Here is a 21,966-nt window from a genome sequence, read left to right as displayed (position 1 = left end):
GGCATTCATGGGCGTCTCCAGCCAACCTTCGACACTCAGGCTCGCGGTCTCGGAGGGAGTACTGTCGCCACAACTGGCGACTCTGCTCGCGTTACAGCGTGCGGAAGAGCCTGAGACCCCCATCCTGGCGACGGAGGTCCGGCAGGAAGACCTCATCCAGGGATTGGAGGACGGCCATTACGATCTTGGTATCGCAATATCCGGCCCGACTTCGCTTACCCTGGACAGCCAGCTGCTTTGGCGGGATGAACTGGCCGCGGCCGTACCTCGACGGTCGCCTTTGCTGGCGCATGCCGCGGTCTCTTTGACGGAACTGTTGCGCTATCCCATGATCCAGTCGTATCCGCGTGTCTGTGAGGCACTCAGCCAACAGATCGAGGCGCTGCTCGCAGGGGACCAGACCCGCGTGTCGTGCACGTCGGGTTCCTTCGAGCTGATGGCCTTGCTGGTGGCGGCCGGCTACGGCGTAGGGATTGCCTCCCGCACTCGCATCCTTCAGGCTCGTGACTGGGGCATCGTGATGCGCCCCCTGGCGGAGGGGGCGTACTGGATCGGGACGAGTTTGCTCAGGCCTACCTCCGCCAGCCGCGCAGCCCCTGCCATCTCGCGTTTCGCTAGACGAGCTCGGGCAGTCGTGTAGTCGCCACGCCGTAAAGGTCCTCCGCCTCGTTCATCGCGTCGTGTACCGCGAGCACAGCAACGTCGAGGTTATCCGGCGTCAAGGCCTCGATCGAAGACAACCCTCCAAACACGTCATGCGGTCGCGTCAAGGCGTGATAGATGCGCCACGAATCCACGCCGCGGGGCGTCTGCTTGAGGATAGCCCGGACCAGCCGGCGCTTGAGAGGGTCGAGTTGCCAGTCCGGCACCCGTTGCCCCCGGTTGCCCAGGCTGATCGACAGCAGGTTGCCGGCCGTGATCTCGTAGGTGATCCAGCGACGCGACTTGCCGGCCAGCTTGGCATAATCGGCGACGGACAGATTGTGCGGAGCCTCCAGGATGTCCAGCAGGATCATGCGCTCGCGCTGGACGTTCGAGATGGCCGGCTCCTGAGGCCTGGGCGCTCGTACCGCGGACAGGCGCTGCGTCGGCACCGTCGTCAGCGTCATCGCGCCCTGGGGCTGGGACACCACGAGTGTGGGCGCCGCCTTCACCGTCGGCGAGGGCTGTCCATCCTGCTCACCGGCGACCACGGGAAAGCCTTCCAGTTGGATGGTCAGGAGGGTGCTGGCCGCTTCGACCTGCCCAAGCTCGAACAGATCCAGCCGATCGGCCCAGTCCTGCATCATGCGCCGACGCTGCTCCACGTACTTGGCGTGGTTGTAGGTCGCCCGGACCTGGTTCGGGTCGACGTGGGAGAGCTGCGCATCGACCCACTTCTCGGGATAGCCCAGTTCGTGGAGAGCCGTCGAAAGGGTGGCTCGGATGCCGTGCCCGGTCAGCCGTCCTTCGTACCCCAGACGCTTCAACGCCGCATTGAGCGTGTTCTCGCTGATGCGCTGCTTCAGACTCTTGGCTCCTGGGAACAAGTACTTCTGCGCCGGTTTGAACCGATCGAGCATGTGTCGGACGATCTCAACCGCCTGTACGGACAGCGGCACGATGTACGGCGGGATGTCCTCCGACCGGATGTTATCCTTCTGCATCTTCAGTTCCAACTGCTTCACCACGTCCGGCGGGATGACCCAGAGACCCTCATCGAGGCGAAATTGGTCCGGCGTCGCCAGACGCAGCTCTCCGGTACGCACGCCTGTCAGCAGCAACATCCGCAGGCCGAGTTGTGTCTGCAACCGCCCGGGGTACTTGCGCAGAACCCGAAGGAGCTCGGGCAACTCGGGCATACGCAGGAAGGGGTTGTGGCGCACAGGAGGCTGCGGCATGGCGACCACATCCAGGTCGGAAGCCGGGTTCTGTTCCAACCCCGGAACGATCACCAGGGCGTACCGGAAGAGCTGGTTGAACCAGGTACGCACCTTCTCGGCGACGGACGGCGCTCCGCGCTTCTCGATGCGACCGACGACCTCAAGCAGATCGGTGCGGGTGACGTCGTAGATCGACCGCTTGCGCAGGCTCGGCAGGATGTCCTTCTCGAAGATGCGCGGAATCATCGAGAGCGTGGTCTGGCGTCCCTTCTTGAGACGACCCTGCGCACGGAATGCGAGCCACTTCTCGTACACCGCCTCGAAGGTGTTCTGCTCTGCTTGAACGGCCAGTCGCCGGTCCTTCGCACGCTGCCGTTGCGGATTGACGCCCTTGGCCACCAGCGAGCGAGCCTGGTCGCGAAGCTCGCGGGCCTCGCGCAGGCTGATCTCCCGATAGATCCCGAGCGACATCCGCTTCTGCTTGCCCAGCCAGGTGTAGCGGAAGTGCCAGGTCTTGGTGCCGCATTCTGAGACGGCCAACGACAGACCGTTGAAGTCAGGGAGGGTGTAGTCCTTGCCGGTGGCCTTGGCCTGCCGGACGACCATGTCAGTGAGTGCCATGTCTGCTCCTGAACACGTCAGGAGTCAGATGCTCATTCCATGGCCCGCTCGGCCCCAGCAACAATCCGGACTCGAACCCGACCGCTTTGATGGACTACTGGATGGACTAATTCGGTCCAGCAGCGGGTGGATTTGGGTGGATCTCATTGGATCGCTGTCGGGCAAAAAATCCTTTGCTGACAGCAGCTTATGGAACTCGGTGGATTTCCATGGAAGCTAAAGTGGAGCGGGTAGAGGGAATCGAACCCTCATCTAAAGCTTGGGAAGCTTTCGTTCTACCACTAAACTATACCCGCTCAGAGCGGCTGACTTTGTACCAGATGTGCTCGCGGATTTGAAGTTTTTCTTCGAAAATTCTGTGTTTTACGTGCCAACGGTCGATCATGGGCAGGCGGACCCCCTGGGAAATCCAGCCCACCCACAACCCCACCGCTCATACGGCAAACGCATGCTGTGGCTGTGACGCGTGGTACCGCAACCGGCTTGGCTGCTGCTCCGGTCTCAAAAAGCCCATCAACGCCTCCCGGCTATCCCGGCACGCGGCCTTGTGCTCCATATCCAGAAAGTGCCCGGTCGCCTGAATCGTGCCGAAGCTGCTTTTCGCAATATGTTGCCCAAACAGCTTGGCATCCTGGGCACTGGTGTACTCGTCCCATTCGCCGTTCAAGAACAACACCGGTATATCAATCTGTTTAGCGGCCTTGAGGTAGCACAGCCGGTCGCTGTTGAGCACGTGGCTGATGTGAAAGTGCATCTGCCCATACTCGTGCTCGGCCAGGCTGCTCACGTGTTTGTGATTGAAGCGTTTGAACAGCGACGGCAGGTGTTTGCCGATGGTGCTGTTGACCAGGTGGCCCACGCGGTCGCGGTCGAGGTTGCCGAGGTAGTCGACACCGCGCTCCAGGTAGTCGCGCATCGGGGCGTTGATCACCGGGGAGAACGAGCTGATCACGGCCTTTTCCACACGGCGCGGGCGGTGGGCGAGGGCGACGAGGGTCGCGGCGCCGCCCCAGGAAAAGGACAGCACGTGTTCGGCGGCGAAGTGGTCGATGAGTTCCAGAAGGATCTGGCCCTCGACTTCTTTCGTCAGCATATGCTCGTGGCGGTTGTGGATTTTGGAGCGGCCAGCGTAGGGCTGGTCATACAAAACCACGTTGAACGTCGGGTGCAGGCTTTTCACGGTCTGGGCGAAAGACGCAGTGGTGGCCATTGAGCCGTTGACCAGGATGATGGTCTTGGCTGCTGCGTCCGCGCGATAGAACTCCGTGTAAACCCGATACTGACCCTGTATATCCAGCACAGCGATTTCTGGCCTCATGTCGTAAGACTCCTGGCAAGCGGGTAATGCGCGCAGATCACTCTGCACGAGCTTTGTGACAGGTAGGCATACGCCTGGAAGTGAGGGCCCATGTCGATCCGGTACTGGCTGGCCGACGGGTGTTGTTATGGCGGGCAATTTGCCGTGAGAGGCCCGCAGGTCAAGCGTGCGGACGGGCAAAGTGTTTCTTGTAGGTAGGGGTGACTCGCCAGTCAGATTGCGGCTGGCTGGGTTGATTCAAGCATCAGGGATGCCAGTTCGCCAGTCGATGGCGTGGGTTTTTGCCATCATCGGCTGAACGGTCATCAGACCTGTTGGATTTCAGCCTCTGTAAGCGCCCGGTAATGGCCTGGCGCAAGGGCTGCGTCCAACTCCAGCGGTCCCATGCGTTCGCGGTGCAGGCGTATCACTTTGTTGTCGAAGTGCCCGAACATGCGCTTCACCTGGTGATAACGCCCTTCAATGATGCTCAGGCGCGCCGTTCTGGGGCCCAATAGTTCCAGTTCCGCCGGTTGGGTGGTGAGGTCTTCAAAGGCGAAGTACAGGCCGGCGGCGAAGGTGGCCGCGTATTGCGGGCCGATGTCCTGCTCGGTCTCGACGTAGTAGACCTTGGGCAGTTTGGTTTGCGGCTGGGTCAGGCGGCGCGACCACTGGCCGTCGTTGGTGATCAGCATCAGGCCGGTGGTGTTGAAATCCAGACGACCGGCGATGTGCAGCTCGTGCTTGTCCGGTTCATCCAGCAGGTCGAGCACCGTGGGGTGTTGCGGGTCGGACGTGGCGCTGACGCAGCCCTGGGGTTTGTGCAGCATGAAGTAGCGCGCGGGTTTGCCGGCTTGCAGCACTTCGTCATCCAGCAACACACGGCTGAACTCGCTTACCGGGTGGTGCGGATCGCTGGTGGCCTGGCCGTCGACGCTGATCCGCCGCTCCACCAGCAACAGGCGAACCTGTTTACGGTTGAAACGCGGCAGGTTGCTGAGGAAGCGATCTACGCGCATTACGACCGCTCGTTGCCGCGCAGTTGTTCGTCCACCTGGGCACAACGCGGGCACAGGCAGGCTTTATTGCGCAGTTCCGCCGGCAAGGCTTCGAGCACTGCGGGGTCGATGCTGACGGAATAGCACCAGCACGCCTGGTCGGCAGTGCGCGGGTCGGCCAGGGCGCAATCGTTGCGGGCGCCGCAGGCGGGGCAGAGGGTTGGCGTGGTCATCGGTCGGTTCAGGCTGTATCGGACAAGGTCCCGGTGAAACCCGGTGTGCCTTGCACGATACAGCCCCGCCGCGTTATTGCAAATCACGCTCCAGCACCACCACCCGTTGGCCTGCGCCAATGCCGCTGCCGGGCTGCACCGGAATTTCCCGCACGGTACCGGCGAACGGTGCGACTACCGGGATTTCCATTTTCATCGACTCCAGGATCACCAGCACATCCCCCGCCGCCACGCGTTCGCCAGCGCTGACCTGCACTTGCCAGAGATTGCCGGCGATGTGGCTGTCGATGCTGTATTCGTTGGCCTGCAAGGGCGTGTCTGCGCCCTGTGGTGCGGCGAGTTCCTCGCTGTCGAAATGCGCCTGGCCGCTGGCGATCCAGCGTTCGCGTTCGGCGTTGAACGCGCGCTGCTGTTGCCCGCGAAACGCGCCGATGCTTTCGGCTTCCTGCGCGAGAAAGGCCTGGTAATCCGTCAGGTTCAACTGGCTGTGTTCGATGCTCAGTTCAAACCGCCCAAGGGGGAAATCCCGGCGTATCTGCACCAGCTCATCGGCGCTCACCGGGTAAAAGCGGATCTGGTCGAAGAAGCGCAGCAACCACGGTTTGCCATCGAACGCGGCGACTTCCCGGTAGCGGTTCCACATCTGCAAGGTACGCCCGACGAACTGATAACCGCCGGGGCCTTCCATGCCGTACACGCACAGGTAGGCGCCACCGATGCCCACGGAGTTTTCGGCGGTCCAGGTGCGTGCCGGGTTGTACTTGGTGGTGACCAGGCGGTGACGCGGGTCCAGCGGCGTGGCCACGGGCGCGCCGAGGTAGACGTCGCCCAGGCCCATCACCAGGTAGCTGGCATCGAACACGGTGTGGCGCACTTCGTCGAGGTTGGCCAGGTCGTTGATGCGGCGGATGAACTCCAGGTTGCTCGGGCACCACGGGGCATCCTTGCGCACGGTGGTCATGTATTTTTCGATCGCCAGTTGGCAGGCCGGGTCGTCCCAGGACAGTGGCAGGTGGACGATGCGCGACGGCACTTGCAGGTTTTGGCTGGCGCAGACGGCGTGCCATTCGGCGGTGATCAGCGCCAGGAGGTCGGCGAGGGTAAGTTGTTCGGGCTGGTAGTGGATTTGCAGGGAGCGGATGCCGGGTGTCAGGTCGATGACGCCGTGCAGGGCTTGTGCTTCGAGGGCTTGCATCAGGGCGTGGGCGCGAAAGCGCAGCACCAGGTCGAGTTCCGGAGCGCCGATTTCCAGGAGCAGGTGGGTGTCGCCGGCGAGGCGGGCGACCAGGCGGGTGTCGGCCTGGCCGATGTCCAGAACAACAGGCGACTCAATCAAATGTGGGAGCGGGCTTGCTCGCGAAAGCATCGCCTCGGTTTGCCTGTCGGACCGAGTTGCCTGCATCGCGAGCAAGCCCGGCTCCCACACTTGATCCCATTTCAAGGCGAGGTCGCGGGCAGTCTTGATGTCGACGGGGGTGAAGCAGATTTTGTCACCCGCCTTGAGCTGGCCCAACTGCCACAAGTCCGCCTCGATCACCGTCACCGGGCATACAAACCCACCCAGGCTCGGGCCGTCGGGGCCGAGGATCACCGGCATGTCCCCGGTAAAATCCACCGCACCGATCGCATAGGGATTGTCGTGAATATTCGACGGATGCAACCCCGCCTCACCGCCATCCGTACGCGCCCACAGAGGCTTCGGCCCGATCAACCTCACACCCGTGCGGCTGGAGTTGAAATGCACTTCCCACTGGGTGGCAAAGAACGTCTCGATGTACTCGGGCTTGAAGTATTCCGGCGCGCCGTGGGGGCCGTAGATCACCCGCAGTGTTCGCACCTCGCCAAGCGGTTCAGGCACTAGCGTATTGCCGCAACTGACATCCTCCAACGGCAGTAAGTGCAACACATCACCCGCCCGCAAAGCCCGCCCGCCATGCCCACCAAACTGGCCAAGGGTGAAGGTACTTTTGCTTCCCAGATAATCCGGAACCTGCAGCCCGCCGCGCACGCAAAGGTAGCTGCGAGCTCCGGCCCCGGCGATGGTGCCCAGGCTCAAGGTTGCGCCCGCCGGGATCAGCAACGCGGTGTTCATCGGTACCGCTTCATCATTCAAGCGCAGCACAATGTCTGCACCCGTCACCGCCACCACCGCCGCACAATTGAAGCGCAGCAACGGCCCGCTCATGGTGATTTCCAGCGCAGCGGTGCCCTCGGCATTGCCCAGCAGGCGATTGCCCAGGCGCAGCGCGCGACTGTCCATCGGCCCCGACGGCGGCACGCCTACGGCCCAGTAACCGAGGCGCCCCGGATAGTCCTGCACACTGGTTTGCGTGCCGGCGCTGAGCACTTCAAACGTGTTGGCGTGGTACACCAAATCTTCAAGGCAGCGCGTCCACGGATGGCCACTGGCGAACGGTGTAGCGAGCAGAATCTGGCGCAGATAATCGCGGTTGGTTTCCACGCCGTACAGTTGGCTGTTGCTCAGGGCTTGATGCAAGTCCAGGCGTGCCTGTTCGCGGGTCGGCGCCCAGGTGATGAGCTTGGCGATCATCGGGTCGAAGTAGGGCGGAATCTCGCAACCGGCCTCCACCCACGTGTCGATGCGCAGGCCTTCAGCGACCGGGAAGTCCACATACGTCAAAAGCCCCGGGCTTGGCTGAAACTCCCGGCCCGGATCTTCGGCGTACAGGCGTGCCTGAATCGCGTGGCCGTGAGGCTTCAGTTGCAGTTCCCGCAATGGCGGCATTTCCCCGGCGGCCAATTGCACCATCCAGCGCACCAGGTCCACGCCCCACACTTGCTCGGTGACGCCATGTTCCACCTGCAACCGGGTGTTCACTTCCAGAAAATAGAAGCGGCCATCGGCGCTATCAAAGATAAATTCCACGGTGCCGGCGCTGCGGTAATTCACTGCCTTGGCCAGGGTGATGGCGGCACGGCACAGCTCATCCGCCATGCCGTCGGGCAGGTTCGGCGCCGGGGTTTCTTCAAGCACTTTCTGGTTGCGCCGCTGCACCGAACAGTCGCGCACGCCGAGGGCGATCACCTCGCCGCCGCCGTCACCAAACACCTGCACTTCCAGGTGCCGGGCGTGCTGGATGTACTTCTCGATAAACACACCGGCATCGCTGAAATTGTTCTGGCCCAGGCGTTTCACCGCCTCGAAACAGTCGCGCAATTCATCGGCGCTTTGGCACACGCGCATGCCGATCCCGCCACCACCGGCGGTGCTTTTAAGCATGATCGGATAGCCCACGGTTTCCCCGGCCAGTAGTGCGGCGTCGAGGCTGTTGAGCAGCTCGGTGCCTTCGAGCAGCGGGATGTTGTGCTGCCTGGCCAACGCGCGCGCGGTGTGCTTGAGGCCGAACACCCGCAGCTGTTCCGGCGTCGGGCCGACGAAGGCGATGCCTGCTGTTTCGCAGGCTTCGGCGAAGGCGGCGTTTTCCGATAGAAAGCCATAGCCGGGATGAATCGCGGTGGCGCCACACGCCTTGGCCGTGGCGAGGATTTTCTCCACCGACAAATAGGTGCCGGCCGCCGCGCCTTCGCCCAGGCTGTAGGCCTCATCCGCTTGCTGGATATGCAGGCTCGCGGCATCGGCTTCGGAATACACCGCCACGCCCTTGACCGAAAGCTCACGCAAGGTGCGCAGGATGCGGCAGGCGATGGCGCCACGGTTGGCGATCAACAGTTTTTCGAACATGGCAAAACCCCGCAGGCCGATGAGTGCTCGGCCTTGTCCTGGGATGCGGGCCGTCCCGCAAATGTGGATGGCGCTACGGTCGTCCGCAGCGCATGCAGTCAGTGTGGGAGGTGGAGTGTGGGAGCGGGCTTGCTCGCGAATGCGGTGGTTCAGTCAATACATCAGTCGCCTGATACGCCGCTTTCGCGAGCAAGCCCGCTCCCACACAATCTCGCTCCCACAGGTGATCTTCAGCGTTTTCGGAGGCACTGCCCGGCGCGAGCCTGGCACAGGGCGAACAACCACCGGCGCAACCGCTTGATCTTCAGTTCCATACCAGTAACTCCGCAGGGGTTGGGTTGTAGCCGTTGCACGGGTTGTTCAGTTGCGGGCAGTTGGAGATCAGTACGATCACGTCCATCTCGGCCCGCAGGTCGACGTACTTGCCGGGGGCGGAAATCCCGTCCTCGAAGGTCAACCCGCCATCGGCGGTCACCGGCACGTTCATGAAGAAATTGATGTTCGGCCCGATGTCGCTTTTACCCAGCCGGCCATCGTGGGCGCAGGCCCGCAGGTAGTTGTCGCGGCAGCTGTGCATGTAGCGTTTTTCCAGGGCGTAGCGCACGGTGTTGCTCTCTTGGGCGCAGGCGCCGCCAAGGGTGTCGTGGCGTCCGCAGGTGTCGTCGACGATGGTCAGCATCGGCTGGCCGAGGTTGGAATACAGCACGCTGCCGGTGCTCAGGTACACGCTGTTTTGCCGACGCAGGGTGCGCTGCACGTCGTAGCGTTCCCTGGGGTTTTTCAGGCTGTAGAACAGCGTGTCGACCGCCTGGTTGCCCTCAAGGTCGAGGATGCGCAGGGTCTGGCCGGCCTTGACTTCCATCAGCCAGGGTTCGCCGGCGGGAATGGTCGCGCGGTACACGGCCGCGTCCGGTTGTTTGGCGAGTGCGATAGACATGGCAGGTCCTCAGGCGAACAGACGGTCGGTGTTGATAAAGCCGCGCTCGTTTTCCGGGCGCGAGGTACGGCAGTGTTCGGCGACGCTTGGGTCAGCGTTCATCCAGCTGAGTTTCAGCGGCTGCGGCGCGTATTCGGGGTTGGGGTCCATGGGATGTTGCAGCGCGGTGAGCACCACCAGTGTGTCCATCGGTGCGTAGAGTTCGACGTAGTCGCCGGCCTTGGAGTGACCGGGGACAAAGTGCAGGCTGCCAGCTTCATCTACCGTGACTTTGCTGAACAGGTTGAGGGTCATCAGCAGGTCGGACAGCCCCAGGCCCCACTTGCCCAGTTCCACCAGCAGGTTGTCGGTGCCGTTGCGGTAGAAGCCGTTGCGCAGCTCTTGATAGCGGCCTTTGCCGTATTTTTCCGCGACCTCGGAGGCGCATGACACGCCGCCGATACTGTCACTCCAGCCGCAGGTGTCGGCGGTGATGGCAGCCAGCACGCGGCCCATGTCCGAGTACAGGCAATGGCCGTTGGTGAGCTTGGCGGTGTGTTGGCATTTGAGGCTGTCGGGCAGGTTCAGGCGCTCGGTTTTTTCATTGGCATTGAGCAGGGTCAAACTGACGTTGGCGCCGCCGCGAATGTCGGTGAGGCGCAGCAGTTGGCCGCGCTTGAGCACAAAGGAACGGTGGCCGCCGCCGGGGAGCATTTCCTCGGCGAAAGGTGGGAACAATTGAGTTGAGTCGGTCATTTGGAAGTGGCTCCAAGTTCGGCGGCGATCGCCTTGCGGCGCTCGCTGTTCAAAGGGATGTCGTAGGTGATGCGGGCGCCGTAGGCGCCGGGGGCGTGGGGGTCGAGGCGCACCTTGTCGAACACCAGCAAGCGGGTGCCGAGGCTGAAGCCTTCGCTGAGGTCGTGGGTGACCATGAACACCGTCAGCCTGGTTTCGCGCCACAGCTCCAGCAACAGCAGGTGCATGTCTTTGCGAATGCCCGGGTCGAGGGCGCCGAAGGGTTCGTCCAGCAGCAACACGCGGGGCTTCATGATCAGCGCCTGGGCGATGGCCAGCCGCTGCTGCATACCGCCGGAAAGCTGCGCCGGGTACTTGTCCAGGGCATGGCCCAAACCGACTTTATGCAGCAGGGCTGCGGCCTGTTCCCGGGCCTGTTTTTTCGCGCTGCCGAACAGGCGGCCGAGCAACGCTGAACGCGGCAACTCAAGGCCCAGCGCAACGTTGTCCAGCACCGTCAGATGCGGGAACACTGAGTAGCGCTGGAACACCACGCCACGGCTGGCATCGGGTTCGGCGGCGAGCGGTTTACCGTCCAGCAGGATCTCGCCATGGCTGGCGGTTTCCTGCCCCAGCAGCAGGCGCAGGAAGGTCGATTTGCCGCAACCGGAGGTGCCGACCAGGGTGCAGAATTCGCCTTCAGCCACGTGCAGGTTCAGGCGCTCCAATACCACCTGGTCGCCATAGCGCTGCCACACATTGTTGACGTTGATAAAGCTCATGCCCGCGCTCCTTCGTACCAGGGGAACGCGCGCCGCGTCAGGGCCTTGAGGCCCCAGTCCATCAGCCAGGCCAGCAGGGTGATCCACACCACGTAGGGCAGGATCACGTCCATCGCCAGGTAGCGGCGCACCAGGAAGATCCGGTAACCCAAACCGTCGGTGGAGGCGATGGCTTCGGCTGCAATCAGGAACAGCCACGCCGAGCCGAGCATCAGGCGCAGGGAGATCAGCAAGCGTGGCAGCAATTGCGGCAGCACCACCCGCAGCATCAGGGTCCAGGTGGAGGCGCCGAGGGTCTGTGCCTTCACCAGCAACTCCACGGGAATTTCCCGTGCCCGCTGTTCCAGGTCCCGCGCCAGGGGCGGGGTGATACCGATCACGATCAGCATCACTTTCGACAATTCCCCCAGCCCGAACACGATGAACAGGATCGGCAGGATCGCCAGCGGCGGCACCATCGACAGCACCGTCAGTAACGGCGACAACGGTGCGCCAAACAGCGGCAAGGTGCCGGCTGCAATGCCCAGGCACAGGCCGGCGAGGGCGCTGATGCCCAGGCCGATCGCCAGGCGGCGCAGGCTTGAGGCGCTGTCTTGCCACAGCACGTATTCACCGGTGCGAGTGTCGGCGCTGAAGGCCAGGCGTTTCACTGCGTCGCCCATTTGTGCGGCGCTGGGCAGCAGCTTGTCGTTGGGGTTGTCTGCCAGGCGCTCGGCCGAGCCCACGAAGTAGGCGAACAGCAGCAGGGCGAAGGGCAGCAGCACCAACAGCAGGCGACTGGAGCGTTCCGGGTGACGGTTGATCAGGCGCATGGCCGCGTCCTCTTACAGCGTGCCGTCGGCGGCCATCTGTACGTAGCTGGGGTCGAAATGCAGCTTGAGGTTGGCGGTGTCGCCGCGGGTCACGCCATTGGCGAAGCTCATGCCCACGGCGTTGGTGTCCTTGGCACCTTCACCCAGCAGGCCGTGTTTAAACGAGAACTCGGCGACTTTGCCCATGGTGGCGGGCAACTGCGCGCTGGTGGCGAAGGCCAGGGCTTCCTTGGGCGTGGCGAACAGCTTGGTGGTGTCCAGTTGCGACTGGAAGCCCTTGAGGTCGGTGCCGGAGGCCTTGGCCATGTGCTCCAGGGCGTCGGTGCTGGCGGCGTTTTTCGCGTTCATCAGCGCCACCACTTCAAACCAGGCGCCGGTCAACGCTTTGCCCAGCTTGGGGTTGTCCTTGAGGGTCTGGGTGTTGACCACCATCATGTCCATGATTTCGCCGGGCACTTTGCTGGAGTCGAACACTTCGGTGACACCGGGCTTGGCCTTGATCTCCGAGAGCATCGGGTTCCAGGTGGTGACGGCCTTGACCTGGTCGGTGTTGAAGGCGGCGGCGATGTCGGCGTCGGAGGTGTTGACCACTTTCAGGTCTTTTTCGCTGAGGTTGGCCGACTCCAGGGCGCGGGCCAGCAGGTAGTGGGACACGGAAAGTTCCACCAGGTTGACGTTCATGCCCTTGAGGTCGGCGACGGTCTTGCCTTCACCTTTGATGACCACGCCATCGTTGCCATTGGAGAAGTCGCTGACCACCAGTGCGGTGCTGTCCACGCCGCCGGCGGCGGGAATGGTCAGGGCGTCCATGTTGGTCATGGTGCAGCCGTCGAACTGGCCGGCGGTGTACTGGTTGATGGATTCGACGTAGTCATTGAGCTGCACCATGTCGATCTTGATGCCGTACTTCTTGGCCCACTTGTCGAGGATGCCTTGGCTGCCGGCGTATTCCCACGGCATCCAGCCGGCATAGATCGTCCAGCACACGCTGAAATGGTCTTTGGGGGCGGCTTGGGCGGAAAAACTCACCACGGCGGCGAAGGCGGCGGCGAGCAGGGCGGGTAAACGTATCGAGGGCATGGATGCTTCTCCAGTTGATCAAGGGCGAGCAGGAGCAACGCGGCACCGTGAACGGTGGCTTGTCTCCCGGGCTTTTATCCCGCCGTGTAACCTCAACTGGAGGTCGCCGACTCTCGGACCAGCCACTCGCCTTAGCGAGCCGGAACCCTAGTCAGCCATTGCAAATTGTGGTGCCGCGAACCTGTGATGACTCCTGCACGGGAGAGGTAAAGCGAGAGTCGTGCCAAGTGGCACGGGTGCAGTAATGGCGCGGGTTGGCGCGAGGAGGGGGGCGCAACGTGCGGTGAATATGCGTCGTGGTGGTGCGGGATTGCACTGCAATGAGGCGACCGGCAGATGTATCAACCTATGTCTAAATCGCACCAGATTCCGTTTTTGATGTCAGATATTTCGTCAGGCAGTGAAAGCTGTTTGCCGCCCTCCAGCGTCGCTGGGTGTGCTCTTCCGCGGTCCAGGAGGCCGCCATGTATCGTCGACTGCTTCTCATCGCTTTGCTCGGCTTGACCCTTTCTGCGTGCGCGCCTTATTACGGTGGCGGCCAGGCCTACTACGGTTCCGAGGTCTACACGGCGCCCGCGCCGGCGTATTACTACGGCGGCGGCCCGTATTACCATTACCGCCAGGGTTACTACCCGCCACCGCAGCGTTATTACCCGTCGCCGCGTTATTACCAGCCGGCGCCGCGCTATTATCCTGCGGGGCCGCGCGCGGGTTATCGGCCTTACCCAAACCAGGGTTGGGGCAACAGTCACTGGGGTAATGGTGGCGGACATGGCCAGGGTGGTGGTCAGGGTGGAGGCCGTGGCGGCGGTCATCGCTGATAGGAATAATTGGAAAAACGGCGCTCAGGCGCCGTTTTTGTTTACCGTTGGTCGGCACTGTCATATTTGACAGCTATCCTGTGGGTTACGCCTGTAGTTAATTGGGAGCAGTCGCCTGTTTGGCGTATCGCTTCCAGCATCGACTGATGGAACCCATGACATGAACGTCAGCCCGCTCTACCTGTTATTTTTTGCTTTTCTTGGCGTCAGTACGTTGGCAGCAGCGCAATCCTGTCCTTACCCGAGCGCTGTACGCTACGTTGACGGTCACTTTCAGGGAACTGACAGCGACTCGCCATGGATAAGCCAGGCAATGAGCGGCGGGGAATTCGTGGAAACCTTTGTCGGCGCGCTTTTTACTCCTAGCGAGCAGGACGAGCGCAAGCATGGCTATCTGGAAAAGTGCATTTATAAAACCCTGAGGGGTAAGACAGTCACCCTGAGGTACGGCACGGCCCAAGCCAGGGGGGCGATGTCGCTGGCAGATACCACGCATTGGGTACCGGGCACCGATGCTTTCGGGCAACAGATTTTCCAGTGCGACGACCACCAACCCGATAATTGTGCCTTCACGTTCGAGGGCAAAAAAGCGCCGGCGGACGCTCAATAGTCAGACAGGTCCGCCAGCGGATGCCGCCCTTCCCAGACCTTGTGGAAGTGCGCCTGCACCACGGCCTCGGGGATCAAGTTGATGTCCGGCCAGTGCCAGTGTGGCTGCTGGTCCTTGTCGATCAACCGCGCCCGCACACCTTCGCTGAATTCCGGGTGACGGCAGCAGTTCAGGCTCAAGGTGTATTCCATCTGGAACACTTGGGCCAGGGACAGGTGCCGCGCTCGCTGGATCTGTTCCCACACCAGGTGCGCGGTCAGCGGGCAGCCTTCGTTCAGGGTCTTGCCTGCGCGGCGGAGCAGCGGGTCGGTGTGATCGCGTAACTGGCTCAAGGCTCGCCACGCACAGCGCACATCCCCCACGTCCAGCCACTCGTCGATCTGCCCACGGCGCGGCAGCCATTGGGCTTCGGGCAACTGGCCGGCGGCTTCCTGGGCCAGGGCCTTGAGCAGGCTGTTGAGCTGCATGTCGGTCTGTTCCTGCCAGTTCAGTTGCAGCAGGCCTTCAAGCAGTTCGTCTTGTTGTTCATCCAGCAGGAAGCGGTCGGCCAGGCCCAGGTCCAGGGCGTCGCGGCCATTCATATGGGCGCCGGTCAGGCCGAGGAACAACCCCAACTTGCCGGGCAGGCGAGACAGGAACCAACTGGCGCCCACGTCCGGGTACAGGCCGATGCTGATTTCCGGCATGGCCAGGCGGCTGCTTGGCGTGACGATGCGCACGGCGGCGCTTTGCAGCAAGCCCATGCCACCGCCCAGCACATAGCCGTGGCCCCAGCAGATCAGCGGTTTGGGGTAGGTGTGCAGGCGGTAGTCGAGGCGGTATTCCGCGGCGAAAAATTGCGCGGCCAGCGCCGGTACTTCGCCGGGATGTTCACGGCAGGCCTGGGCCAGGCTGCGTACTTCGCCACCGGCGCAAAAGGCCTTGGGGCCATTGCCGCGCAGCAGCACGCAGACGATTTGCGGGTCTTTGGCCCAGGCGTCCAGGCGTTCGCTCAGGGCCAGGATCATCGGCAACGACAAGGCATTGAGGGATTTTTCCGCGTCCAGGCTGGCGATGCCAACGCGGGCGCCGCCGGTGCCAATCAGCTCTTCGAAGTGCAGGTTCATCATGACCTCAATCGATAAAGTGAAGGTTCAGTATGATCGCTTCGCAGGAAAGTGCGGTATCTGCGTCAGATCAATTGACAAGCAAGGTCGGCTTTCCTAGGGTTCGCCTCATTCTTTTGACTAGACAGCGTAACCATGACCACCGACGACCGTATCAAACTCGAACCCAGCTGGAAACACGCCCTGCGTGACGAGTTCGACCAGCCGTACATGGCCCAGTTGCGGGAATTCCTGCGCCAGGAGCACGCGGCAGGCAAGGAGATCTATCCACCCGGCCCGATGATCTTCAACGCACTCAACTCAACGCCCCTGGACAAGGTCAAGGTGGTGATCCTCGGCCAGGACCCGTATCACGGCCCGGGCCAGGCCCACGGCTTGTGCTTCTCGGTGCAACCGGGCGTGCCGGCACCGCCGTCGCTGGTCAATATCTACAAAGAACTCAAGCGTGACCTGAACATCGACATTCCCAACCACGGCTACCTGCAAAGCTGGGCCGACCAGGGCGTGCTGATGATCAACACCACCATGACCGTGGAGCGCGCGAATGCCAACGCCCATGCGGGCAAGGGCTGGCAGTTCTTTACCGATCGGATTATTGAAGTGGTGAGCGAGCATCAGCCGCACTTGGTGTTCTTGCTGTGGGGCGCCCATGCGCAGGGCAAGCAGAAGCTGATCGACGCCACCAAGCACCTGGTGCTGACGTCGGTGCATCCGTCGCCGTTGTCGGCCTATAGAGGGTTTATTGGCTGCGGGCATTTCAGCCGCACCAACAAGTTTCTTGAGCAGAATGGCGAGACGCCGATCGAGTGGCGATTGCCGCCGGTTTGACATAGCTCCAATGTAGGAGCTGTCTCGCTAAAGCTCGACAGCTCCTACAATTGAATGTCTCTTGGGCTTCAGATTTTGTCTGGCTGCCGGTTCCAGTGCCGAAACAACGGCTCCGCCAGAAACAGCACAAACAACAAACGCATCACCTGCATCGCCGTCACCAACGGCACCGATAATTGCAGGGTTTCCGCCGTCAGGCTCATTTCCGCAATTCCGCCTGGCATCATGCCCAGTGTCAGCGAACGCAGGTCCAGATGTGTGAGTGCACTCAAGCCCACAGCCGCCAGCGTCGCAATCAACATGGTCAACGCCGTACCGATCAACGTACGTCCCATGAACAACGGCGCGCGCCGGAAGAACTGCCGGTTGAAGTGGCAGCCCAGGCCGCTGCCGATCAGCCACTGGCCGATCTGGCTGCCGCCGTCGGGCAGCCCGATGTGCAAGTCCCAGGTAATGCTGGCGGCGGCACTGACCAGCAGCGGCCCGAACAGCCAGGGGTTTGGCTGACGCAAGCGTTGCCAGCCCCAGGCCACCAGGGCGCCGACGGGAAACAGCAGCGCCAGCCAGGTCCAATCCACCGTCGCCGGATGAAACTGCGGGGCACCTTCCCCCAGCAAATACTTGAACGCCGCCGGCACGCAGAGCACCACCACCAATACCCGCAAACTCTGGCCCGCCGCGACGCGGCTGAGCACTGCGCCATTGCGTGCGCCGAGGTTGACCATCTCCCCCGATCCACCTGGCATGCTCGAGAAAAACGCCGTGGCGCGGTCTTCACCGCTGCGGCGCATCAACCACACACCCACAATGCTGGAGAGGCTGGTGACCAGCGCGCCGAAGAAGATCAGGCCGAAGTGGCTCATCACCTGCTCGATCACCACCGGGGTGAAGTGCAGGCCGATGCCGATGCCCACCACCCATTGGCCGCATTTGCGGCCGCCGGGAATTTCCGCGAGCTGCCAGGGTGTCAGGCAGCGCACCAGGATGATCGCCAGCAACGAGCCGACCATGTACGGCAGTGGCCAGCCGATCTGGCTGGCGAGATACCCGCCCAGCAGACCGACCAGCGGTGTTGCCCACCAGTTTCTGAACGTGGCCTCAGACATCGGCCACGGCACGACGCTGCAGGGAACGCTTGCGCCAGATGCGCAGGAGCGGGAACAACAGCATCAAGGCCGTCAGTACCCACACGCCGAAGGTGATCGGGCTCGACCAGAGGATCTGCAATTCGCCGTTGGAAATCGACAGCGCACGACGCAGGTTCTGCTCCATCAACCCGCCGAGGATAAAGCCCAGCAGCACCGGCGAGAGCGGGAAATCCAGCTTGCGCAGGATGTAGCCGAAGATGCCGATGCCGACCATCAGGAACAGGTCGAAGGTGGTGGCGTGAACCGCGTACACACCGATCGCAGTGATGATGGCGATCACCGGCACCAGTGCCCAGTTCGGCACGGCAAGGATGCGGGTGAAGATGCGGATCATCGGGATGTTGAGGATCACCAGCATGATGTTGGCGATAAACAACGAGGCGATCAGGCCCCAGACGATGTCCGGTTGCTGTTGGAACAGCAGCGGGCCGGGGGTGATGTTGTACAGCGACAGGGCGCCGATCATCACCGCCGTGGTGCCCGAGCCGGGTACGCCGAGGGTCAGCATCGGCACCAGGGCGCCGCAGGCGGAAGCGCCGATCGCGGTTTCCGGAGCCGCCAGGCCGCGCATGTCGCCCTGACCGAATTTACCGCTGGCACCGGCCAGGCGTTTTTCGGTCATGTAGGCCACGGCCGAGGCCAGTGTGGCACCCGCGCCCGGCAATACGCCCATGATGAAACCCAGCAGGCCGCAGCGAATATTCACGACGAATACCGCGGAAGCTTCCTTCAGGTTGAACATCATGCGTCCGGTGGCTTTCACGGCTTCCTGGCCACGGTGGGTTTTTTCCAGCAGCAACAGGATCTCGCTGATGGAGAACAGGCCCAATACAAGCACCACGAACTGGATGCCGTCGGTCAGGTGGATGTTATCGCCGGTGAAGCGGTACACGCCGCTGTTGGCATCGATACCCACTGCTGACAGAAACAGGCCGATCAAGGCCGCGACAAAGGTCTTCAGCGGCTTGTCACCGGCCATGCCGCCCAGGCAGACGATGGCAAACACCATCAGTACGAAATATTCCGCCGGGCCGAAGGCAATCGCCCATTTGGCCAGCAGCGGGGCGAACAGCACCATGCCGCAGGTGGCGATAAACGCACCGATGAACGAACTCCACGCCGACAGCGACAACGCCACGCCCGCCAGGCCTTTGCGAGCCATCGGGTAGCCGTCGAGGGTGGTCATCACGGTGGAAGCTTCACCCGGGATGTTCAACAGGATCGAGCTGATGCGCCCGCCGTATTCGCAGCCCAGGTACACGGCCGCCAACAGGATCAAGGCCGACTCAGGCGGCAGCCCCAGGGCAAATGCGATGGGGATCAACAGCGCTACGCCGTTGATCGGCCCAAGGCCCGGCAACAGGCCGACCACGGTGCCGATCAAGGTGCCGCACAGTGCGGTGATCAGGTTGTAAGGGGTCAGTGCAACGCCGAAGCCCTGGCCCAAATAGCTGAACGTATCCATATCAGTTCTCCAGAACTTCAAGCAGGCCGAGCGGCAGCGGTACATCCATGGCCTTGTCGAACAGCAGGTAAAGACCGATGCTCATCAAGGTCACGATCACCACGCTGGGCATCCAGCGGCCGCCATACAGGCGCGCCATCGGAATGCCGATCAGCATGCTGCTGAGGATGAAACCCAAGGGTTCGAAGGTGCCGGCAAACACCAGCAGCAACCCGACGCAGATGCCGATCTTGATCAGGGTCTGGCGGTCCAGCGCGGGCTCTTCTTCTGTGTGCTTGGTGGGCTGTGGACGAAACAGCATGTAGATCAGGCCCAGGCCCATCAGCCCGAGCATCAGCAGCGGGTAGGCCCGAGGCCCTACCGGCTCGTAGGAAAACGACGCCTGATATGGCCAGGCCATCAGTGCGAGGCCGGCACAGACCAGCAACATCACTGAGGCGAAAATGCGTTGTAAGAGCATGGGAAACTCCTTGGAGACTCTTGTAGGCGCGAGCTTGCTCACGAAGAACGCCAGGACGTCGCGTTTATACAGGCAGCACGCGTCATCGTTGAAGTTTTTCGCGAGCAAGCCCGCTCCCACAGAGGGGCGATTACTGGATCAGGCCGAACTCTTTGGCCAGCACTTTGTAGTCAGCCACCTGTTTCTTCACGTAGGTGTCCAGCTCCGGGCCGGTCATGGCGAACGGGAACAGCTCGCGCTGGTCACGCAGCTTGGCGAACTCTTCGGAAGCCAGCAGTTTGTCGAAGGCGTCTTTCCACCAGGCATAGTCTTCGTCGCTGACTTTTGGCCCGAGGTAGAAGCCACGCACCACCGGCCAGACGATGTCGTAGCCTTGTTCCTTGGCGGTCGGGATGTTCTTCATTTCCGGCTCGTCCAGGCGTTCGTCGGAGAACACCGCCAGCAGGCGCATGTCACCACTGAGGATGTGCGGCATGGAGTCGGAGATGTCGGTACTGCCTACCTGGATATGGCCGCCGAGCAGGGCGGTGGCGATCTCGCCGCCGCCTTCCAGTGCCACGTAACGCAGGTCACGCGGGTTGATGCCGGCGGCCTTGGCGATCAGGGCGGTTTGCATCCAGTCCTGGCTGCCGACGGTGCCGCCGGAACCGATGACCACGCTGCCTGGATCTTTCTTCAGGGCCTTGACCAGATCGTCGAGGTTTTTGTAGGGCGAATCGTTTTTCACCGCGATGGCGCCGTAGCTGGTGCCGACGGCCGCGAGCCAGCGCACGGCGCTTTCATCGAAGCGGCCAAATTTGCCCTGGGCCAGGTTCAACAGCGAGCCGCTGGACCACGCCACCAGCGTGCCAGCGTCGGCCGGACGCTGCGCCACGACGGCGTTGTAGGCCACCGCGCCCACGCCGCCGGGCATGTAGGTCACGCGCATCGGCTTGCTCAACAGTTTCTCGTTGACCAGCGCGCTCTGCGCCAGTTTGCAGGTCAGGTCGAAACCACCGCCAGGGGACGCCGGGGCGATGCACTCCGGGCGCTTGGGCTCGGCGGCCAGCAGTTGGCTGGCGAACAGCATGCAGCTGGCCGTCAGGGCAAATTTACGCAGTGAAAGGGTCATGTTCATCTCCATCATTGTTGTTATGAGGTTGCTGTTACCAGAGTGCGACGCTGTAGCTCACCAGCAGGCGCACTTCATCCGCATCACGGGCCGAATAGTTGGAACGGTAGGTGGCATTGCGCAGACGCACGGCCACGTCCTTGAACGTGCCGCTTTGCACCACGTAGCGGATCTCGCTGTTGCGTTCCCACTCCTTGCCGGTCTCGCCGTTCTTGAGCTTGATGTTGTCACCCGACAGGTAACGGCTCATGAAACTCAGGCCGGGAATCCCCAGCTTGGCGAAGTCGTAGTCGTAGCGGGCCTGCCAGGAGCGTTCTTCGGCGCCGGCAAAGTCGTTGATCTGCACGAAGTTGACAAGGTAAGGATCGCTACCGTCCACGTAGGGAAAGGCGCTGTCGCCGGACATGTGCTGGTAACCGGCGCTGAGCTTATGGCCATTGAGGGCATAGCTGAAGAGGCCGTTGAGGGAGGTGTTGTCGATCTTGCCGCCGCGCGCCGCGCCGGTGTCGTCACTGACGGCCAGGCGCAGGTCGGCGCCGAAGGTGCCGGGGCCCATCGGGCGCGAGGCCACGAGGCCGAGGAAATGCTGGCGGTACACGTCGTCGAGTTGGGCGAAGTGGTAGCTACCGGTGATCTTGTCGGCGAACTTGTAGTCCACGCCGCCGAAGTCGAAATGCTTGCCGGTGGCGCCGCTGAGGAAGCGGCTGTTTTTGTTGTTGAGGCCGATGTCTTCGTAGTTGGTGTCGTCGCGGTCCTTGGCCTTGTTCAGGCGGCCGCCGGTGAACACCAGGTTCTTGAATTCCCTGGAACTGAGCAGGCCGCCTTCAAACGTCTGCGGCAGGATGCGCCCGTCGTTGGGCTTGAGGATCGGCAATTCGGGGATCAGCGCGCCGATCTTCAGCTCGGTGGCGGAGATCTTCACTTTGCCGGTCAGGCCGAGTTTGGAATATTCGTTGGCGGCGCGGCCGTCGTCGTGGGTCGGCAACAGCCCGGTGCCGGTGCGGTCGGGGCTGGAGTCGAGCTTGACCCCGAGCATGCCCAGCGCATCCACGCCGAAGCCGACGGTACCGTCGGTATAGCCCGACTGCAGGTTGAGCATGAAGCCCTGGGCCCACTCGTCGCGCTTGGATTGTTGTGCGCTGGTGCCGTCGCGAAAGTCGCGGTTGAAGTACATGTTGCGGGTTTCGAGGGTGGCGGTGCTGTCCTCGAAAAAGGCGGCCTGGCCTGCGGGCGAAAAGCCGGCGAGGGCGGCGGCACTGGCAAGGGCGGTCTGGGTGATACGAGAAGAACGAGCAGGCGGCTGTGTGCGCAGCATCGTGGGTGTACTCCGTTATTGTTCTTATTTTGGCGAAAACGCTTCGAGGCGTTTTTCGGGCGC

At 62.4% G+C, this 21,966-nt stretch carries 20 protein-coding genes, 1 tRNA gene and 1 riboswitch; of the genes, 4 read left to right on the top strand and 17 right to left on the bottom strand.

What is annotated here, in order from left to right; genetic code table 11:
• The first annotated feature begins 7 nt into the window (after positions 1 to 7).
• Complete coding sequence (locus AC3WKX_RS04550; RefSeq protein WP_102604212.1) at positions 8 to 640, top strand: LysR family transcriptional regulator substrate-binding protein; 633 nt, start codon at positions 8 to 10, stop codon at positions 638 to 640.
• Here the strand turns inward: AC3WKX_RS04550 and AC3WKX_RS04545 are convergent.
• From AC3WKX_RS04545 to AC3WKX_RS04495, 11 genes are all read right to left on the bottom strand, one after another.
• Complete coding sequence (locus tag AC3WKX_RS04545; protein WP_102604213.1) at positions 615 to 2,483, bottom strand: tyrosine-type recombinase/integrase; 1,869 nt, start codon at positions 2,481 to 2,483, stop codon at positions 615 to 617. The two genes, AC3WKX_RS04550 and AC3WKX_RS04545, sit on opposite strands and share 26 nt — an antisense overlap.
• Before the next feature lie 222 nt (positions 2,484 to 2,705).
• Positions 2,706 to 2,779, bottom strand: a tRNA-Gly gene (locus tag AC3WKX_RS04540).
• 137 nt (positions 2,780 to 2,916) lie between these two features.
• The gene (locus AC3WKX_RS04535; protein WP_003212046.1) at positions 2,917 to 3,801 is read right to left on the bottom strand and encodes an alpha/beta fold hydrolase; all 885 of its coding nucleotides are present in this window, start codon (positions 3,799 to 3,801) and stop codon (positions 2,917 to 2,919) included.
• A gap of 305 nt (positions 3,802 to 4,106) precedes the next feature.
• Entirely contained in the window at positions 4,107 to 4,799 is a 693-nt protein-coding gene (locus tag AC3WKX_RS04530) for a pseudouridine synthase (RefSeq protein WP_003212044.1), read from the bottom strand.
• Positions 4,799 to 5,011 (bottom strand): cysteine-rich CWC family protein, encoded by a 213-nt coding sequence (locus tag AC3WKX_RS04525; protein WP_003212042.1) that lies wholly within the window; start codon positions 5,009 to 5,011, stop codon positions 4,799 to 4,801. The genes AC3WKX_RS04530 and AC3WKX_RS04525 overlap by 1 nt, the downstream gene beginning before the upstream one ends.
• Before the next feature lie 73 nt (positions 5,012 to 5,084).
• Positions 5,085 to 8,714 (bottom strand): urea carboxylase, encoded by a 3,630-nt coding sequence (gene uca / locus AC3WKX_RS04520; protein WP_102604214.1) that lies wholly within the window; start codon positions 8,712 to 8,714, stop codon positions 5,085 to 5,087.
• Between the two features lie 304 nt (positions 8,715 to 9,018).
• Positions 9,019 to 9,651 (bottom strand): urea amidolyase associated protein UAAP2, encoded by a 633-nt coding sequence (locus tag AC3WKX_RS04515; protein ID WP_003212037.1) that lies wholly within the window; start codon positions 9,649 to 9,651, stop codon positions 9,019 to 9,021.
• A 9-nt stretch (positions 9,652 to 9,660) separates the two neighbouring features.
• Complete coding sequence (locus tag AC3WKX_RS04510; protein WP_102604216.1) at positions 9,661 to 10,386, bottom strand: urea amidolyase associated protein UAAP1; 726 nt, start codon at positions 10,384 to 10,386, stop codon at positions 9,661 to 9,663.
• Positions 10,383 to 11,147, bottom strand: a complete 765-nt coding sequence (locus AC3WKX_RS04505; protein ID WP_102604217.1) for an ABC transporter ATP-binding protein — start codon at positions 11,145 to 11,147, stop codon at positions 10,383 to 10,385. The genes AC3WKX_RS04510 and AC3WKX_RS04505 overlap by 4 nt, the downstream gene beginning before the upstream one ends.
• Positions 11,144 to 11,959 (bottom strand): ABC transporter permease, encoded by an 816-nt coding sequence (locus AC3WKX_RS04500; protein ID WP_102604218.1) that lies wholly within the window; start codon positions 11,957 to 11,959, stop codon positions 11,144 to 11,146. The genes AC3WKX_RS04505 and AC3WKX_RS04500 overlap by 4 nt, the downstream gene beginning before the upstream one ends.
• Positions 11,960 to 11,971: 12 nt before the next feature.
• A complete protein-coding gene (locus AC3WKX_RS04495; protein WP_003212027.1) occupies positions 11,972 to 13,039 on the bottom strand; it encodes a putative urea ABC transporter substrate-binding protein in 1,068 nt (355 codons plus the stop codon).
• Positions 13,040 to 13,100: 61 nt separating this feature from the next.
• A riboswitch (guanidine-I (ykkC/yxkD leader) is annotated at positions 13,101 to 13,201 on the bottom strand.
• 302 nt (positions 13,202 to 13,503) lie between these two features.
• Between AC3WKX_RS04495 and AC3WKX_RS04490 the strand changes: the two genes are divergently transcribed.
• Complete coding sequence (locus tag AC3WKX_RS04490) at positions 13,504 to 13,860, top strand: hypothetical protein (RefSeq protein ID WP_003212026.1); 357 nt, start codon at positions 13,504 to 13,506, stop codon at positions 13,858 to 13,860.
• 160 nt (positions 13,861 to 14,020) lie between these two features.
• Complete coding sequence (locus AC3WKX_RS04485; RefSeq protein ID WP_102604219.1) at positions 14,021 to 14,470, top strand: DUF3757 domain-containing protein; 450 nt, start codon at positions 14,021 to 14,023, stop codon at positions 14,468 to 14,470.
• Here AC3WKX_RS04485 and dspII read toward each other — a convergent pair.
• Complete coding sequence (dspII, locus tag AC3WKX_RS04480; RefSeq protein ID WP_102368292.1) at positions 14,464 to 15,576, bottom strand: enoyl-CoA hydratase/isomerase DspII; 1,113 nt, start codon at positions 15,574 to 15,576, stop codon at positions 14,464 to 14,466. The two genes, AC3WKX_RS04485 and dspII, sit on opposite strands and share 7 nt — an antisense overlap.
• Before the next feature lie 135 nt (positions 15,577 to 15,711).
• Between dspII and ung the strand changes: the two genes are divergently transcribed.
• Entirely contained in the window at positions 15,712 to 16,404 is a 693-nt protein-coding gene (gene ung, locus AC3WKX_RS04475; protein ID WP_003212020.1) for a uracil-DNA glycosylase, read from the top strand.
• Positions 16,405 to 16,472: 68 nt separating this feature from the next.
• Here ung and AC3WKX_RS04470 read toward each other — a convergent pair whose 3' ends face one another.
• The 5 genes from AC3WKX_RS04470 to AC3WKX_RS04450 all read right to left on the bottom strand — a co-directional run bounded on the left by AC3WKX_RS04470 (position 16,473) and on the right by AC3WKX_RS04450 (position 21,903).
• On the bottom strand, positions 16,473 to 17,510 hold the full coding sequence (locus tag AC3WKX_RS04470) for an AbrB family transcriptional regulator (RefSeq protein ID WP_003212018.1): 1,038 nt from the start codon (positions 17,508 to 17,510) through the stop codon (positions 16,473 to 16,475).
• Positions 17,503 to 19,017 (bottom strand): tripartite tricarboxylate transporter permease, encoded by a 1,515-nt coding sequence (locus tag AC3WKX_RS04465; protein ID WP_003212016.1) that lies wholly within the window; start codon positions 19,015 to 19,017, stop codon positions 17,503 to 17,505. The genes AC3WKX_RS04470 and AC3WKX_RS04465 overlap by 8 nt, the downstream gene beginning before the upstream one ends.
• 1 nt (position 19,018) lies before the next feature.
• The gene (locus tag AC3WKX_RS04460) at positions 19,019 to 19,477 is read right to left on the bottom strand and encodes a tripartite tricarboxylate transporter TctB family protein (RefSeq protein ID WP_008437838.1); all 459 of its coding nucleotides are present in this window, start codon (positions 19,475 to 19,477) and stop codon (positions 19,019 to 19,021) included.
• 130 nt (positions 19,478 to 19,607) lie between these two features.
• Positions 19,608 to 20,594: a Bug family tripartite tricarboxylate transporter substrate binding protein gene (locus AC3WKX_RS04455; RefSeq protein ID WP_166742143.1), complete on the bottom strand. Its 987-nt coding sequence runs from the start codon at positions 20,592 to 20,594 to the stop codon at positions 19,608 to 19,610.
• A 28-nt stretch (positions 20,595 to 20,622) separates the two neighbouring features.
• On the bottom strand, positions 20,623 to 21,903 hold the full coding sequence (locus tag AC3WKX_RS04450) for an OprD family porin (RefSeq protein ID WP_008437839.1): 1,281 nt from the start codon (positions 21,901 to 21,903) through the stop codon (positions 20,623 to 20,625).
• Positions 21,904 to 21,966: the final 63 nt, after the last annotated feature.

The organism is Pseudomonas sp. GP01-A4 (assembly GCF_058780865.1).
The sequence above is the reverse complement of the archived record's forward strand: the minus strand, read 5'-3'. Positions and strand labels throughout refer to the sequence as shown.